This window comes from Pseudoalteromonas sp. MBR-15 (assembly GCF_053628915.1).
This window is the reverse complement of record NZ_JBRJHH010000004.1, coordinates 268,466-284,594: the sequence shown is the minus strand read 5'-3', so window position 1 is coordinate 284,594 and position 16,129 is coordinate 268,466. Positions and strand designations below refer to the sequence as shown.

General features: G+C 43.6%; 17 protein-coding genes. All 17 read left to right on the top strand.

Features of this window, described 5'->3' with window-relative positions; genetic code table 11:
• Position 1: 1 nt before the first annotated feature.
• Positions 2–820 (top strand): flagellar assembly protein FliH, encoded by an 819-nt coding sequence (gene fliH / locus ACSSVW_RS08010; protein ID WP_036970135.1) that lies wholly within the window; start codon positions 2–4, stop codon positions 818–820.
• A gap of 17 nt (positions 821–837) precedes the next feature.
• Complete coding sequence (gene fliI / locus ACSSVW_RS08005; RefSeq protein ID WP_036970132.1) at positions 838–2,172, top strand: flagellar protein export ATPase FliI; 1,335 nt, start codon at positions 838–840, stop codon at positions 2,170–2,172.
• Positions 2,172–2,627 (top strand): flagellar export protein FliJ, encoded by a 456-nt coding sequence (gene fliJ / locus ACSSVW_RS08000; protein ID WP_454179120.1) that lies wholly within the window; start codon positions 2,172–2,174, stop codon positions 2,625–2,627. The genes fliI and fliJ overlap by 1 nt, the downstream gene beginning before the upstream one ends.
• A gap of 96 nt (positions 2,628–2,723) precedes the next feature.
• Positions 2,724–4,958, top strand: coding sequence for a flagellar hook-length control protein FliK (locus tag ACSSVW_RS07995; protein WP_454179119.1), 2,235 nt, complete (start codon positions 2,724–2,726; stop codon positions 4,956–4,958).
• A 68-nt stretch (positions 4,959–5,026) separates the two neighbouring features.
• Complete coding sequence (gene fliL, locus ACSSVW_RS07990; protein ID WP_036970126.1) at positions 5,027–5,548, top strand: flagellar basal body-associated protein FliL; 522 nt, start codon at positions 5,027–5,029, stop codon at positions 5,546–5,548.
• 9 nt (positions 5,549–5,557) lie between these two features.
• Complete coding sequence (gene fliM / locus ACSSVW_RS07985) at positions 5,558–6,649, top strand: flagellar motor switch protein FliM (protein WP_074988675.1); 1,092 nt, start codon at positions 5,558–5,560, stop codon at positions 6,647–6,649.
• 22 nt (positions 6,650–6,671) lie between these two features.
• On the top strand, positions 6,672–7,073 hold the full coding sequence (gene fliN / locus ACSSVW_RS07980; RefSeq protein ID WP_036970120.1) for a flagellar motor switch protein FliN: 402 nt from the start codon (positions 6,672–6,674) through the stop codon (positions 7,071–7,073).
• Positions 7,070–7,453, top strand: coding sequence for a flagellar biosynthetic protein FliO (gene fliO / locus ACSSVW_RS07975; protein WP_421419412.1), 384 nt, complete (start codon positions 7,070–7,072; stop codon positions 7,451–7,453). Before fliN ends, fliO begins: the two co-directional genes overlap by 4 nt.
• 4 nt (positions 7,454–7,457) lie before the next feature.
• A complete protein-coding gene (gene fliP / locus ACSSVW_RS07970; protein WP_454179118.1) occupies positions 7,458–8,198 on the top strand; it encodes a flagellar type III secretion system pore protein FliP in 741 nt (246 codons plus the stop codon).
• A 39-nt stretch (positions 8,199–8,237) separates the two neighbouring features.
• Positions 8,238–8,507 (top strand): flagellar biosynthesis protein FliQ, encoded by a 270-nt coding sequence (gene fliQ, locus ACSSVW_RS07965; RefSeq protein ID WP_036970111.1) that lies wholly within the window; start codon positions 8,238–8,240, stop codon positions 8,505–8,507.
• Entirely contained in the window at positions 8,508–9,287 is a 780-nt protein-coding gene (gene fliR / locus ACSSVW_RS07960) for a flagellar biosynthetic protein FliR (protein ID WP_065978751.1), read from the top strand.
• A gap of 9 nt (positions 9,288–9,296) precedes the next feature.
• Positions 9,297–10,427, top strand: a complete 1,131-nt coding sequence (flhB, locus tag ACSSVW_RS07955; RefSeq protein WP_421419413.1) for a flagellar biosynthesis protein FlhB — start codon at positions 9,297–9,299, stop codon at positions 10,425–10,427.
• A 71-nt stretch (positions 10,428–10,498) separates the two neighbouring features.
• A complete protein-coding gene (gene flhA, locus ACSSVW_RS07950) occupies positions 10,499–12,610 on the top strand; it encodes a flagellar biosynthesis protein FlhA (RefSeq protein WP_036970103.1) in 2,112 nt (703 codons plus the stop codon).
• 20 nt (positions 12,611–12,630) lie between these two features.
• Positions 12,631–14,115: a flagellar biosynthesis protein FlhF gene (gene flhF / locus ACSSVW_RS07945; protein ID WP_454179117.1), complete on the top strand. Its 1,485-nt coding sequence runs from the start codon at positions 12,631–12,633 to the stop codon at positions 14,113–14,115.
• The gene (locus tag ACSSVW_RS07940) at positions 14,108–14,968 is read left to right on the top strand and encodes a MinD/ParA family ATP-binding protein (RefSeq protein ID WP_036970099.1); all 861 of its coding nucleotides are present in this window, start codon (positions 14,108–14,110) and stop codon (positions 14,966–14,968) included. Before flhF ends, ACSSVW_RS07940 begins: the two co-directional genes overlap by 8 nt.
• 26 nt (positions 14,969–14,994) lie before the next feature.
• Positions 14,995–15,705, top strand: a complete 711-nt coding sequence (locus tag ACSSVW_RS07935) for an RNA polymerase sigma factor FliA (RefSeq protein ID WP_036971668.1) — start codon at positions 14,995–14,997, stop codon at positions 15,703–15,705.
• Positions 15,706–15,744: 39 nt separating this feature from the next.
• Positions 15,745–16,128 carry a chemotaxis response regulator CheY gene (gene cheY, locus ACSSVW_RS07930; protein ID WP_016708035.1) on the top strand — a complete coding sequence of 128 codons (384 nt, stop codon included), beginning with the start codon at positions 15,745–15,747 and terminating at the stop codon, positions 16,126–16,128.
• Position 16,129 lies beyond the last annotated feature (1 nt).

Genomic DNA, 16,129 nt, shown 5'->3' with positions numbered 1-16,129 from the left:
CATGACAAAGCCTTCTTTTCATCCCGGACGCCCAGTTCATGCAAGTGACGCAGTCGATGAACTACTCGAGAACTGGCCGATTCCTGATGTAGCGCAAGATACCCGAAAGTTTGCTGGGCGCTCAACAGCTTACGGTACCCCTTTGGCTGATCTGTACCGTAAAGAGCAAGAAAAAAAAGACGTTGAAGAAGAGCCAGAAGAACCTGAATTTCCACCTTTGACGATGGCTGAGCTTGAAAAAATTCGTCAAGATGCTTTCGACGAAGGCTTAAAGCAAGGCCATGAGCAAGGTTACATTGATGGCTTTGAAAAAGGCGTGGGTGAAGGAAAAGAAGCAGGCTACAAAGAAGGTGTTGAGCTGGGTAAAGCACAAGGCCAAGAAGACATAAAACCGATTTTAGAAGAGCAACTGACTACGCTAAGAAGTTTGCTTGATAGCCTAACTCAGCCCTTATCAAAAGTGGATGAAAGTGCTGAAAAGCAACTTGTTCAACTAGCCGTTATGCTCAGCGAATCGCTTATCTATCAAGAAATAAAAACATCACCAGATGTTATTTTGCATGCACTTAAACACGCTATTGATGCACTAGCAGAAGAGCAAACAAGAGTGCGTATTCATCTACACCCAGATGACATTGCGCTGATCACCGAAAGTTACGGTGAGCAAACTATTGCAGATAATCACTGGCAATTAGTAGCTGAACCGACACTTGAACGCGGCGGCTGCGAAATAAAAACCCCGCAATCATCCATCGATATGACCGTAAAAACACGCGTCAAAGAAACATTGGAAAACTTCTTGCATAATAGTGGTATCTAACTCTTTTTAGGCTCACTATGAGTAGTCAATCAATGACCCTTAGCGACCGTTTAAAGCGGTACGAAAAGCATATTAAAGTTCCTAAACCGGCCGTTGCGGGTATGTTGACGCGCGTAGTCGGTTTGACGCTTGAAGCAAGAGGTTTGAGAGCGCCAGTAGGCAGCCAATGTAAAATAGAAACTATCAATGGGTTTGTCGATGCTGAAGTGGTTGGTTTTAACGACCAAACGCTTTATTTGATGCCAAACGACCATATTTCTGGAGTACTCCCCGGTGCAAGGGTGATCCCACAAGTTAATGAAACGGGTTTGCCTGTAGGGATGGGCTTATTAGGTCGAGTTGTTGACGGCTTAGGTCGACCGTTGGATGGGCTGGGTGCTGTTAATGCTGAGCACTACCTCAAGTTTGCGCAAAATACGATTAACCCCCTTTCAAGAAGACCAATTAGTCAGCCGATGGATGTGGGTGTTCGTGCGATAAACTCTGTGATTACGGTGGGTCAAGGCCAGCGTATGGGCTTGTTTGCAGGCTCTGGTGTTGGTAAGTCGGTGCTGCTAGGAATGATGACTCGTGGTTCAGAGGCTGACGTCATTGTTGTTGGTCTTGTGGGTGAGCGTGGCCGTGAGGTCAAAGAGTTTATTGAAGAAATACTAGGAGTAGAAGGGCGTAAACGTTCAGTGGTCGTTGCTGCTCCTGCTGATGCATCTCCCTTGATGCGTTTAAAAGGCTGCGAAAGTGCAGTAACCATTGCAGAATATTTTCGTGACCAAGGGCTTAATGTGCTGTTACTGCTCGACTCTGTAACCCGTTATGCTATGGCACAGCGTGAAATAGCGCTGGCAGTGGGTGAGCCACCGGCAACAAAAGGCTATCCACCCTCGGTGTTTGCTAAGTTACCAGCATTGGTAGAACGCGCGGGGAATGGCGGCGAAGGGCAAGGATCTATCACAGCCTTTTTTACGGTACTGAGTGAGGGGGATGATATGCAAGACCCTATTGCTGACTCGGCTCGAGCTATTCTTGATGGACATATTGTGCTCTCTCGAGAGCTTGCTGATAGCGGCCATTATCCCGCAATAGACATTGAAAAGTCGATCTCGCGGGTGATGCCGCAAGTGGTGTCAGAGGCGCATATGCAACAAGCACGTGTGCTTAAACAGGTTTATTCAATGTATCAGCAGAATAAAGATATGATCACGCTTGGAGCATATCAAAAAGGCACTGACCCGATGCTCGATCAAGCCATTAATATGATGCCAAGAGTCAATCAATTCCTACAGCAAGGCATGAAAGATGTGATCAGTTATGATGATGGCCTTCAAGGCCTTGCGCAGTTATTAGGACAAGCATAATGGCAAACAGTAAACTTGATTTATTATTAAAGCTTGAAAACGACAAAGAAGAATCATTGCGCATGGATTACTTAAAAGCACAGCAGCACTTGCAAAGTAATCAACAAAAACTGCAAGGTTTAAACAACTTTCGATTAGAGTACTCACAGCAATTGCACTTAAAAGGCCGTTCTGGTTTATCAAGCGCAGGATTTAGTCAGTACCATTCGTTTATAGCAAAAATCGAAGAAGCCATTCGCCAACAAGCTAGTACTGTTAATACGGCAAAACAAGTTGTATCGCAAAGAAAAACACTGTGGCTAAAACAGCAAGTTAAAGCAAAAGCAGTCGCTAAATTAATTGAGAAACACGCGTTAAAACAGGCTGCGATAGTGGCTAAAAATGAACAAAAAATGTTGGACGAGTTTGCCTCTAATCAGTTCTTCCAGCGTCAACTGAAAAACCCAATCTTATAACCCTGATTTTTAGGCATGCAATTTGCAGCTATCTGCTTAACAGCGTTAATTTTGGCACTTGCGGCGGCAAATTGCCTCTTTATATTTAGGTGAATTATGGCGATCAGTGATATTAATTTGCAGGTTAAAACTGAGCACGATACTGGTTTTTTAAGCAAAGAATCAGAGGCAAATGATCACGCATCAGGCCTAAGCTTTTTAACTGAATTGTCTGAAGCAAGCGAAGCGGTACACTCTAAAACTGTCGCTAATAAACAGAGCGACAATAGTAACGTAATGCAAAGTGAGGCTGAACAAGCAGGCGGTGTTGTCGCAAATAATACACAGAGCAAACAGGTTTCTGATAAGCAGACGCATGATGATGAAGCCACAGACGTTGCCCTCATCGAAGGGGAAGACAACCCACTGCTCTCACAAATTAATGCATCACACGCAATGAGCACGCGTGTAAACGTGCTCGCAGACAAACATGAATTTAGTGGGATTGTGGTTGATAAAAAGCCTACCCCAATTGATGATATTACGCCTGTTATTCCTTCGCCTTTAAGTGCGTCTTTAGCAGATGATGACGCGTTGTCGGACAGCGAAAACTCAGTTGCCAATCTATTAACTAAGTCTAAAGTTGCTACCGCGATTGACAATCAATTGAAACCGATTGGCGAATTGCCACCGAAAGATTCAGTCACGCCAATTATTGATAGCCCGTCTGTACTTGATGACACTGAAAATGCGGCAACAGTAAACACTGCCAAGCAGTCTCAAGTTATCACGGCAAATACTACTGAGCAAAATGCAGCGATGAAACAGGCTGCACAGGCTACAGAACTGTTGAGCAGTGTTAGTAATGATACGAAGGCCGCATCGTTAGGTTCAGTGGTGACTCCTAGTGGCGAAGTGCAAGAATCGCCGGTTGTAGATGCTAAGTTAGCACCGACTAACAACGCTGCTGAAAATGCGAAAAATATCGCTAGTAAGCCAGCGATAGATACTGACAATACCGTTACTAAAATGGTGGCGACGAATTCAGCTGATAGCGTGATGAGTGAGAAAGCGGCAAAAGAGTCAGTCACGAATCAATCAATTGTCAGTTTGTTGGCAAAAGTACAAAGTGGTGATGGTCAAGCGGTCAGTCAATTTGCCAAAGAATTGGCTTTAACGTCAACGCAGCAGGTAAAACTTGAGCAGCAAATTAATCAATTAAAGGCGGCAGGTGAGCTAAGCTCAAATGACGTTGATAAGATTAAAGCGCTACTTAGCGAAGCGATGAATACTCATAGTGAAAAAACACAGACACCGCAGCCGGCATTAGTCGCAGACGCAGAGAAAGCCGCACTAAGTAATGCTACAGAAAGCAAAGTGTCTGACAGTAAAGTCCCTGACAGTAAAGTTCCGGCTGCAATAGAAAAACAAATTGCCACATTAACGAAAGATGAGCAGCAAGCATTGCTTAATAAAGTAAACGCACAGTTGCAATCTTTAACACCAGGCACTCAACAATATGAAAAATTAGTGGCGGTGCAGACTCTTTTATCTGACGCGGTTACCCCCGCGAAAGCGGATGCTGTAACACCCACATTAACGGCGACAACAGAGCCTGACAGTAAAAGCCCTAAAGCTGAGCGCAGTGAGCAATTATCAGTGCTAAAAAATGCCAGCGCTGTAAACACAGACACTGAAACAACATCAAAGCTTGATACTTTACTCGACACTGAGCGCCCAAAAGAGGTGTCGACAGCACGAGTCGTGCAGCTTTTCAATCAGTTGACGGCACCGCTTAATCCCTCTCAAACAGGGGCTTATGACGCGGCCTATCAACAATATGAACAAGCCTTAGATGTGCATAGTTTTCAAACACAGGCTCAACAGCAGCCACAAAGTAAAACAGTGAGCCTTGACCCCGGGGTGATGCAAGCAATTAATATTATAAAAAGTGATGCGGCAAAAATGCTCCAAGAGCGAGTCAGTGCCCTGTTAAATATTAATAACAAAGAAGCTGAAATACGTCTTGATCCACCTGAAATGGGCAGCATGCAAATTCGTATCCGCAGTGATGCTGAGCAAGCACAAATTAACTTTGTTGTGCAAAATCAACAAGCCAAAGAAGCTTTAGAGCAATCGATGCCACGTCTGCGTGAAATGTTAGCGCAACAGGGGATTGAGCTAGGCGAAAGTAGTATTCAGCAAGGTAACCCTGAACAACAAGGCAGCCAGTCAGAGCAAGGGCAGCTTGCAGGGCATCATAATGACGAAGAGGTTCAGCAAGACGTCACGACGCAAAGCGTAGAAACTTCTCGACAACAATCGTCATCATCAATAGATTACTATGCATAAGTCCTGCTATTATAAGAAATAATACAGTTACAGAGAATGAGTTTACTGTAACGCTTAAGGAAATGATTATGGCCGAAGACGCAAATTTAGAAATAGAAGATACCGGTAAAAGTAAAAAAAAGCTGATTATAATCATTGCTGCAGTTGTTGTGATTTTAGCCGCAGGTGCGGGGTATTTTTTATTTATGGGCGATGATGCCCCACAAGAAAGCCTTGCTGATGAAACAACGGTTTCGGAAACGGCTGCTCCATCAAGCTCTGCGAAGGTCGGTTCGGCGTTATATGTCGCGATGCCGCGTCCTTTTGTGTTTAATGTGCCAGGTGCGAGTCGTGATCGAATTGTACAAATTAAAGTGCAGTTATTAGTTCGCGGTGAAGTAAACGAAGAAACAGCAAAGAAACATATTCCACTTATCGAAAGTACTTTATTAGGGGTGTTGTCTACGACCACAGCTGATGAACTTGGCACCAGTGAAGGTAAAGAGTCAGTGCGTGTGGCGGCACTAGAAAAAGTTCAAACTGCCTTAAATGATGTTGAAGGCAGTAAAGTGATTGAGCGGGTGTTGTTCACCGGCTTTGTGATGCAATAAGGGGTCAGCGTGAGCGATTTATTATCCCAAGACGAAATTGATGCGCTCTTACACGGCGTTGATGAAGTCGAAGAGGAAGATATTCACGACGGTGGTGATTCAGACGGTAATACACTTCAGTATGACTTCTCATCACAAGATCGTATTGTCCGTGGTCGCATGCCGACCTTGGAAATCGTGAATGAACGTTTTGCCCGTCATATGCGGATCAGCTTATTTAACATGATGCGCCGTACCGCAGAGGTATCAATAAACGGCGTACAAATGATTAAGTTTGGCGAGTACATCCATACCTTATTTGTACCAACAAGTTTAAACATGGTGCGTTTTCGTCCTTTAAAAGGCACCGGCCTGATCACCATGGAAGCACGCTTAGTGTTTATTTTGGTCGATAACTTTTTTGGTGGTGACGGGCGTTATCATGCAAAAATAGAAGGCCGTGAATTTACGCCAACAGAGCGTCGTATTGTGCAAATGCTACTCAAAATAATCTTTGAAGATTATAAAGAGGCATGGGCACCGGTTATGGATGTGTCGTTTGAGTACCTCGACTCTGAAGTTAACCCTGCGATGGCAAATATTGTTAGCCCAACAGAAGTGGTGGTTATTAGCTCGTTCCATATTGAACTTGATGGCGGTGGTGGTGATTTTCATATTGCCTTGCCGTATTCAATGCTTGAGCCAATTCGTGAATTACTTGATGCCGGTGTTCAATCAGATACTGAAGACACTGATTTGCGTTGGAGTAAAGCTCTCCGTGATGAAATTATGGATGTCGAAGTCGATTTATCAACTCAGTTATTAGAGGTTGATTTAACGCTTGCGCAAATTATGGAATTAAAAGCGGGTGATATTATTCCCGTTGAAATGCCTGAACACATTACGGTCTTTATTGAAGAGCTGCCGACCTTTAGAGCTAAAATGGGCCGCTCTCGAGACAATGTGGCATTACAAATTAGCGAAAAAATTAAACGCCCTGAATCAGTTAAGTCTGAACTCCATGTGTTCACTAAAGGTGGCAAAAAACTGGATTCGGATGCAGAATTAGCAGAACTAGAAGAAGATCTTCACCTCTCTGAAGGTGTCGATTTAGACTGGTAGTCGATTTATAAGGTTAAATATAATGAGTGATGATCAAGATACAATGGACGAATGGGCAGCGGCATTAGCCGAGGCCGAGGAAGCCGAAAGTGCAACAAGTAATGCCTCAGTTGCTGAGCTTGACGAGCTGAAAGATGAGAAGCATGAACTCTCAGGTGATGAAAAGCGCAAACTTGACACCATTTTAGATATTCCAGTCACCATTTCGATGGAAGTTGGTCGTTCTAAAATCAATATTCGCAACTTATTACAATTAAACCAAGGCTCTGTTGTTGAGCTTGATCGTGTCGCTGGTGAGCCACTTGATGTGTTAGTTAATGGCACCTTGATTGCGCACGGCGAGGTGGTGGTTGTTAATGACAAGTTTGGTATTCGTCTTACAGATGTGATTAGCCAAGTTGAGCGAATTAAAAAGTTACGATGAGCGCATTTATAGCTTTATCTAGTGCCAGTAGCACTGTTTTTCCTACAGCATCACCTACGGCAGATTTGCTGTCTATGGTGATGTCTTTGTTTTTAGTGTTAGTGGTTATTGTGGTATTGGCGTTTTTTGTCAAGAAGCTCAACCCTAATTTAGCAAACAGTGAAGAGTTTAAAGTTGTTCGCAGTTTACCGCTTGGCTCGCGTGAACGCTTGATGGTTATTGAAATTGATAATGCTCAGCATTTAATAGGTGTTACGCCGCACAGTATTAACTACTTGCATAAGCTAGAAACTCCCTTAAAAGAAAAAGAATTACCGGAACTTGCCAAGCGCTTCGGCAAGTTGTTGAACCCACAATCACCCCCTAATAAAAAGAATTAACGCTATGATCAAGTGGATACTTATTTTAGCTACCGTGTTATTCCTGCCATCTGTTAATGCAGAAGGCATCGATGCACTCACTATCACGACCAACCCCGATGGCTCGCAAGACTACTCGGTAACTTTGCAAGTACTTGCAATAATGACTGCGCTGAGCTTTATTCCTGCGGCAGTGATTATGATGACTTCATTTACGCGTATTATTGTAGTGCTGGCAATTTTGCGCCAAGCAATCGGTTTACAACAAACTCCTTCGAATCAAATATTGCTTGGTATGTCATTGTTTTTAAGTATCTTTATTATGGCGCCAATTTACCAGCAAGTGAATGAGAGTGCGATAGAGCCATACCTAAATGAACAAGTCACCTCAGTGCAAGCGTTAGAATTGGCAAAAGAACCAATGAAAGCCTTTATGCTTTCGCAAGTGCGCCTTAAAGATTTAGAAACATTCGCAAAAATAGCGGGTTACGATAAGTTGGATTCTCCTGAAGACACGCCTTTAATCGTGCTGATCCCCGCATTTGTAACCAGTGAGCTACAAACCGCTTTTATCATAGGTTTTATGTTCTTTATTCCATTTTTGATTGTCGATCTCGTGGTTGCGTCGGTCTTGATGGCCATGGGTATGATGATGTTATCGCCGATGATCGTCTCCTTACCATTTAAAATTATGTTGTTCGTACTGGTTGACGGGTGGAGCTTAGTAATGGGGACGCTTGCGAAGAGCTTTGGGCTTGGTGTGTAGCAATGCGTAACATAGCGTGTAACAGTTAGGAGTCATACGATGGAACCGGAAATTTTTGTCGATATTCTCAGCGACGCTTTATTTTTAGTGATCAAGCTGGTGTCAGCGATTGTTGTGCCTGGCTTGCTGGTGGGGCTTGTCGTTGCGGTGTTTCAAGCTGCAACATCAATTAACGAGCAAACACTCAGTTTCTTGCCTCGTCTACTCATTACAATCAGTGCGCTTATATTGGGTGGTCATTGGTTCACTCAAGAACTCATGGATTATTTTACGCGGCTTGTTATGTCGATTCCGGAGATTGCGGGGTAAATGGAGTTTCCATTTGCGGTCATCTTACAGTGGCTCAGTGACTTTTTACTGCCATTTGTACGCATTAGCTCCATGATTATGATCATGGCAGGCTTAGGTGCGAAGAATGTGCCAACGCGTATTAAGCTGGGTTTGGCGGTCGTAGTGACCTTTGTGGCTGTGCCTATGCTGCCGCAGAGCACGTTTACAAACCTGTTTTCGTTTGAGATGGTACTGGTTGTTATCCAACAATTATTGATTGGTGTGGCAATTGGGTTTGCTTCGGTATTATTGCTGAATACTTTTGTACTTGCAGGTCAAATATTGGCGATGCAAACAGGCTTAGGTTTTGCCTCTGTTGTTGATCCCTCGAATGGCTTGAGTGTACCCGCGGTGGGCCAGTTTTACCTGATTCTAGCCACGTTACTATTTTTTGTCTTTAATGGGCATTTGATGATGATTCAAATGGTCATACACAGTTTTGAAGTCTTGCCTATTGATGGTACTTGGTGGTCGGTTGACCACTACTGGGATATCGTTACATGGGGTGGGTGGATGTTTACCACCGCGTTAGTTCTGGCTCTTGCCCCATTGACAGCGATGCTTGTGATCAATATGTCATTTGGGGTCATGACGCGTGCTGCTCCGCAATTAAACATTTTTTCGATAGGCTTCCCTTTTACTCTTGTCGCAGGGCTTGTGATTATTTGGGCTACGTTAGGCAATTTTATGACTCAGTTTGAGTTTCAGTGGTTAAAAATGGTTGAGTTAATGTGCAGCCTTGTTGGCTGTACACCTTAGGAGCGCGCCATGGCTGAAGATTCAGGTCAAGAGAAAACCGAAGAACCCACCGGGAAAAAAATAGAAGACGCCAAGAAAAAAGGCCAAGTTGCCCGCTCTAAAGAGTTGGGAACGATGTTCGTATTAATTTTTTCGGCTATTTCATTGCTGTTGTATGGCCCTGAAATTGGCAAGGGCTTATATAATGTGATGGGGCGATTATTAAGCCTTAATCGTAATGAAACTTACGACACCACCAAAATGTTTTCAGTGTGGAGCATTGTCTCTGATGCCTTGTTGTTCCCGATGGCGATGTTTGTTTTCATTATTGTAATAGCGGCATTTATCGGTAACACGTTGCTGGGCGGCTTTAACTTTAGTTGGCAAGCTGCAGCGCCGAAAGCCAGCAAAATGTCACCGGCTAAAGGGATTAAACGTATGCTTGGTCCCCAAGCAGGCGTTGAGCTGGTTAAGTCGATATTGAAGTTTGCGGTGGTTGCAGGCTTTGCAGTATTTTTAATTAATACCTTTTTTGATGAAATATTACATCTAAGTATTGAAAGTGCGCCGGGGAATTTCATTCATGCCCTTGAGATTCTAGCTTGGATGTTTTTAGGCCTGACTTGCACGCTAATTATTATTGCAGCGATAGATGCGCCTTATCAAAGCCACAAGCATCACAAAGAACTTAAAATGACCTTGCAAGAGGTAAAAGACGAATATAAGAACTCAGAGGGTGATCCACAAATTAAAGCCCGTATTCGTCGTACTCAGCGTGAAATGTCGCAAAGGCGTATGATGCAAGACGTGCCAGATGCCGATGTTATCGTGACCAACCCGACTCACTATTCGGTTGCCCTAAAGTACGATACCGCCAAGGCAGGTGCGCCAATTGTACTTGCTAAAGGGGTCGATGAGCTTGCTATGCAAATTCGTAAAGTGGGTAAGGGTAACGATGTGCCTATTGTTGAATCACCCATGCTTACCCGTGCGCTTTATCACACCACCGAGGTGGGTCAGCAAATACCTGATCAACTGTTTACCGCAGTAGCGCAAGTGCTTGCCTATGTATTTCAATTAAAACGCTTCCAAAAAGGGCGTGGTAAACGTCCTGTTCCACTTAATAAAAAGCTCCCTATCCCAGAGGCTTATAAATATTAATTAGCCGTTTAATAACTTGGAATAGTTATTGCAAATTCCGTGTAGTGTCAATTTTTTGAAATTGTTGAATTATGGAATTTAAAGCGGTATTACAACAACTTAATAAAGATAAAAAAGAGTATGCGAAGGGGCTTGGAACACCATTACTGGTGCTGGCAGCCCTTGGCATGGTTATTTTACCTCTGCCTCCTTTTCTTTTAGATATTCTTTTTTCGTTTAATATCGCGCTTGCGCTGGTGGTGTTACTCGTTACGGTTTACACCATGAAGCCCCTTGAGTTTGGTATGTTTCCGGCCGTGCTGCTAATAGCCACAATTATGCGTCTTGCATTGAATGTTGCCAGTACTCGGGTGGTACTCCTTGAAGGTCATAATGGCGGAGATGCTGCTGGTAAAGTAATTGAAGCGTTCGGCTCGGTGGTTATCGGCGGTAACTATGCCGTTGGTCTTGTTGTGTTCCTTATTCTCATTATTATCAACTTTGTGGTTATCACCAAAGGTGCAGGGCGTATTTCAGAGGTGTCAGCGCGTTTTACACTTGACGCTATGCCAGGTAAACAAATGGCGATTGATGCTGACTTAAACGCAGGTTTTATTAGTGCAGAGCAAGCGCGTGAGCGCCGTGAAGAAGTAACGCGTGAAGCCGACTTTTATGGCTCAATGGACGGTGCCAGTAAATTCGTAAAAGGTGATGCTATTGCCGGTATTGTGATCCTTGTGATTAATATCGTGGGTGGTTTATTTGTCGGCATGATTCAACATGACTTGAGCTTCAGCCGTGCGATGGAAGTATATACTCTATTAACCATTGGTGATGGTCTCGTTGCGCAATTACCTTCATTACTTCTTTCAATTGGTACTGCGATTGTTGTAACACGTCAAAATGAGTCGCATAACATGGGCGATCAGTTTAAGTCGCAGCTAGGCAACGAAAAGTCGTTATTTATCGCTTCAGGTATTTTGATCACCATGGGCCTTGTGCCAGGCATGCCTCATCTTGCATTTTTAAGCTTGGGCGCATTGTTAGGTTACCTTGCTTACTTTACCCAACAACAAAAAATTAAAGCAGAAGCAGAAAAAGCTGAATTGGAAGCAAATGGGGGCGCGCCAGGCACCGGTGTTGCTAACAAGCAAGAGCAAAAAGAATTGGGCTGGGATGATGTACAGCAAGTAGATGTGATTGGTTTAGAAGTCGGTTATCGCTTAATTCCACTGGTTGATCAGTCACAAGGGGGAGAGCTACTTAACCGGATTAAAGGTGTGCGTAAGAAACTCTCGCAAGAACTCGGTTTCTTGGTACCGCCCGTGCATATCCGTGACAACTTAGAGTTAGACCCTAACGCCTACCGTATCACAATGATGGGTGTATCCAGTGGTGAAGGTGAGCTTAAGCATGGTGACGAACTTGCTATAAACCCAGGGCAAGTATTTGGCCCAATCAAAGGTGTTGAAACAAAAGATCCTGCTTTTGGACTCGATGCGGTATGGATTAAGCCAGACCAGAAAGATGAAGCCCAATCATTGGGTTACACCGTGGTTGATGCGGCTACTGTCGTGGCAACCCATATTAGCCAGCTATTAACAAACAGCGCAGCATTACTATTAGGTCATGAAGAAGTACAGAACCTACTTGATATGTTAGCGAAAAGTCATCCTCGTCTTGTCGAGGGACTGGTTCCTGACGTATTACCATTGACCACGGTTGTTAAAGTGCTGCAAAACTTACTTAACGAAGGGGTTGCAATTCGTGATATGCGTTCAATTGTTCAGACCCTTGTTGAATATGGCCCACGTAGCCAAGACCCAGATGTACTAACGGCTGCAGTGCGAATTTCACTGCGCAGATTGATTGTTCAAGATGCGGTTGGTATGTCATCTGAAATCCCTGTCATAACCTTGGCGCCTGAGTTGGAACAGATGTTGCATCAGTCACTTCAAAATGCAGGTGACGAAGGTGCCGGAATAGAGCCAGGACTTGCAGAGCGACTTCAGCAATCATTAAATGAAGCGCATCAAAACCAAGAAATGGCCGGCGAACCTTCGATATTACTAACGTCAGGAATGTTACGCACTGTGTTATCTCGTTTTGTTAAGTACACCATCCCAGGTTTAAGGGTAATGTCTTACCAAGAGGTACCAGACGAAAGACAGATTAAGATTGTCAGCTCAGTAGGCCAACAATAGGATAGTAAAGGGGTTGTACCATGAAAATTAAACGTTTTTTTGCTAAAGATATGCGCACCGCACTGAAAGAAGTGAAAGATGAATTAGGTGTTGATGCGGTTATTATGTCTAACAAAAAGTTAGCGAATGGTGTTGAAATTGTCGCCGCTGTTGATTATGACAAAGCAGCCCCAAAAGCCGAAGCGAAACCGGTGCCTGCACACACAGCGCCACAACAGTCGCATAACTTCGTTAAACCAGAACCTATGCGCGCTAAACCTGAGCCACAAGCCCAAGTTGCAGACAGCCTACAAGCGTTACTAGAGCGTCAAGCCCCACGCCCTCGTTCGCCAGAGCTTGCTTCAATGTTTAATCAATCTGGTATTGAAACGAGTGAACATTATCAGCCAAAAACACACAGTTTTGCGCCGCAAGAGCAGCCGCAATATTCAGCAAAACCTCGCTATCAAGAGCAAGCAGCACCGCGAGTGCAAACACAAGCACATAGCCTAGGTTTTGATGATGATTTAGACACAGGCTTCGACGATTTAGATTCACCAGCAGAACACAAAACGGCCGCACCCGCAAACCACTCAGAAATGGCGACGATGCGTGAAGAAATGAATGCCATTCGTCAATTACTTGAACATCAAGTGTCTGGTTTGATGCAGCAAGACATGGCGCGTCGTGATCCGACCCGTGCTTGTATGATTGATTGCCTAGCCGGTATGGGCATTGAGCGTGATGTTGCGGAGCAAATGGCGTGTTTTATTCCTGATGACGTTTCGCGTCAACAAGCGTGGCAAGCCTTATTGCAAATGGTTGAAAACCAAATGCATACAACAAATAATGAAATTTTACGTCAAGGCGGTGTGTACGCTTTAGTGGGTCCTACGGGGGTGGGCAAAACCACCACCGTGGCGAAATTGGCAGCCCTTGGAGCACAAAAATATGGTGCAGATAAAGTCGCGCTTATTACAACAGACACTTACCGTATTGGTGCGTATGAGCAGCTAGCCACTTATGGCCGCATTATTGGCTGTGGTGTGAAACAAGTTAAAGACGCAAATGAATTAGCTGAAGTGTTATACCATTTACGCAATAAGCGTCTAGTATTAATAGACACTGCGGGTATGAGTCAACGCGACTTACGCTTAACTGAGCAACTTAATACATTAATGCGCAATCAGCGTGTCGACATTCGCAGTTATTTAGTGTTAAGTGCAACAGCGCAAATTAACGTGCTACAAGAAACCGTTCGCCACTTTAAAAAAGTGCAACTAAGTGGTTGTATCTTCACTAAGTTAGATGAATCACTTAGTTTAGGTGAGATTATTAGTATTGCGATTCAAAATCGCTTGCCAATAGGGTATCTTACTAATGGTCAGCGTGTTCCTGAAGATATTCGCGTTGCGAATGCAGAAAAACTAGTAAAAAAAGCTGAGCAATTATATTTAAAACGAGCAAAAGCACAACATTCACGACGTCAAGCAGTAGCGTCGAACACAGTAGGGATGTATGATTAACACAGTATTAGATCAAGCAAGCGGCCTGCGCAAAATGAATCAAAATAATAATAGTGGCGTTAAAGTTATCGCTGTCACTGGCGGCAAAGGTGGTGTGGGTAAAACGAATGTGTCACTCAATACCGCGATCGCATTAGGTCAGCTGGGAAATCGTGTATTAGTATTAGATGCCGATTTAGGGTTGGCAAATTGTGACGTAATGCTTGGTTTACGTGTCGAGAGAAACTTATCTCATGTTTTATCTGGTGAGTGTGAACTGGATGAAATTCTTGTCGAAGGCCCAGCAGGTATAAAAATTGTGCCAGCGACTTCGGGCTCGCAAAGTATGGTTGAGTTAACACCGTCAGAACATGCGGGGCTTATTCGCGCATTTAGCGAGCTAAATACTGAGTTTGATATTTTAATTGTCGATACCGCTGCGGGTATTTCAGACATGGTATTAAGCTTTTCGCGTGCAGCACAAGATGTTGTTGTTGTTGTATGCGATGAACCTACCTCAATTACCGACGCTTACGCCCTAATTAAAGTGTTAAGTCGTGAGCATGGCGTTTACAAATTTAAAATAGTTGCCAATATGGTGCGCAGTATGCGTGAAGGGCAAGAATTATTTGCTAAACTCTCAAAAGTAACGGATCGATTCTTAGATGTGTCTATGGAACTTGTCGCAACCATTCCGTATGACGAGAATATGCGCAAATCGACCCGCCGCCAAAAAGTGATTGTGGAGTTATTTCCAAACTCACCAGCCGCTGTGGCATTTAAAACATTAGCAACGAAAGCAGTTAAGTGGCCAATTCCAAATCAACCGTCAGGTCATTTAGAATTTTTTATTGAAAAACTAGTAAACGGTTAACTATGACAACATCGGTGAATAAAGCGATGGGATATCAATCAGCACAGAATTTAAATGCGATTGTTGAAAAACATGCCTCTTTAGTCAAAAAAGTGGCGTGTCATCTAATTGCTCGTTTACCTGCCAGTGTGCAACTCGATGATTTGATTCAGTCAGGTATGATTGGCCTTATAGAAGCGTCGAAAAATTTTGATGCGAGTAAAGGGGCCAGTTTTGAAACATTTGCGGGTATTCGAATTCGAGGGGCTATGCTCGATGAAATCCGTCGAGGTGATTGGGCTCCCCGTTCAGTTCACCGTAATGCACGCCTTGTCGCTGAAACGATTTCGGATTTAGAGAGTATTTTAAACCGCGAGCCAAAAGACACTGAAGTTGCTGAAAAACTTGATATTACACTGGATGAGTACCATCATATTCTACATGATGTAAATTCCAGTAAGGTACTGGGTATAGAGGATTTAGGCGTTGATGAAGACGTCATCACACCTATGGGGCATGATTTAGCACTAGACAAACCGTTTAATAATGTTAAAAATGAACGGTTTAACCAGTCTCTATTGACGGCTATCCAATCGTTACCAGAAAGAGATGCACTCGTTTTGTCTTTGTATTACAACGATGAAATGAACTTAAAAGAAATAGGGCACATACTCGATGTTAGCGAATCGCGTGTGAGTCAAATACATGGTCAGGCGATGATTAAGCTCAAAGCAAAAATCAATGACTGGATTAATTAGTAGTAAGTAAATAAGGTTCAAACCTCACCGGAGGATGTTTTGGATAAAAACATGAAAATTCTTGTTGTTGATGATTTTTCTACAATGAGACGTATCATTAAAAACCTGTTAAGGGATTTAGGTTTTACCAATGTGCAGGAAGCTGATGATGGTTCAACAGCATTGCCGATGTTGCAAAATCAAGAGTTTGATTTTGTTGTAACAGATTGGAATATGCCTGGAATGCAAGGTATTGATCTATTACGCGCAATTCGTGCTGATGATAGCCTTAAACATATCCCCGTGTTAATGGTGACAGCTGAAGCGAAAAAAGAACAAATTGTTGCTGCTGCTCAAGCGGGTGTTAATGGCTATATCGTCAAACCATTCACTGCTGCGACACTGAAAACCAAATTGGAAAAAGTGTTTGAACGTTTAGGTTAAT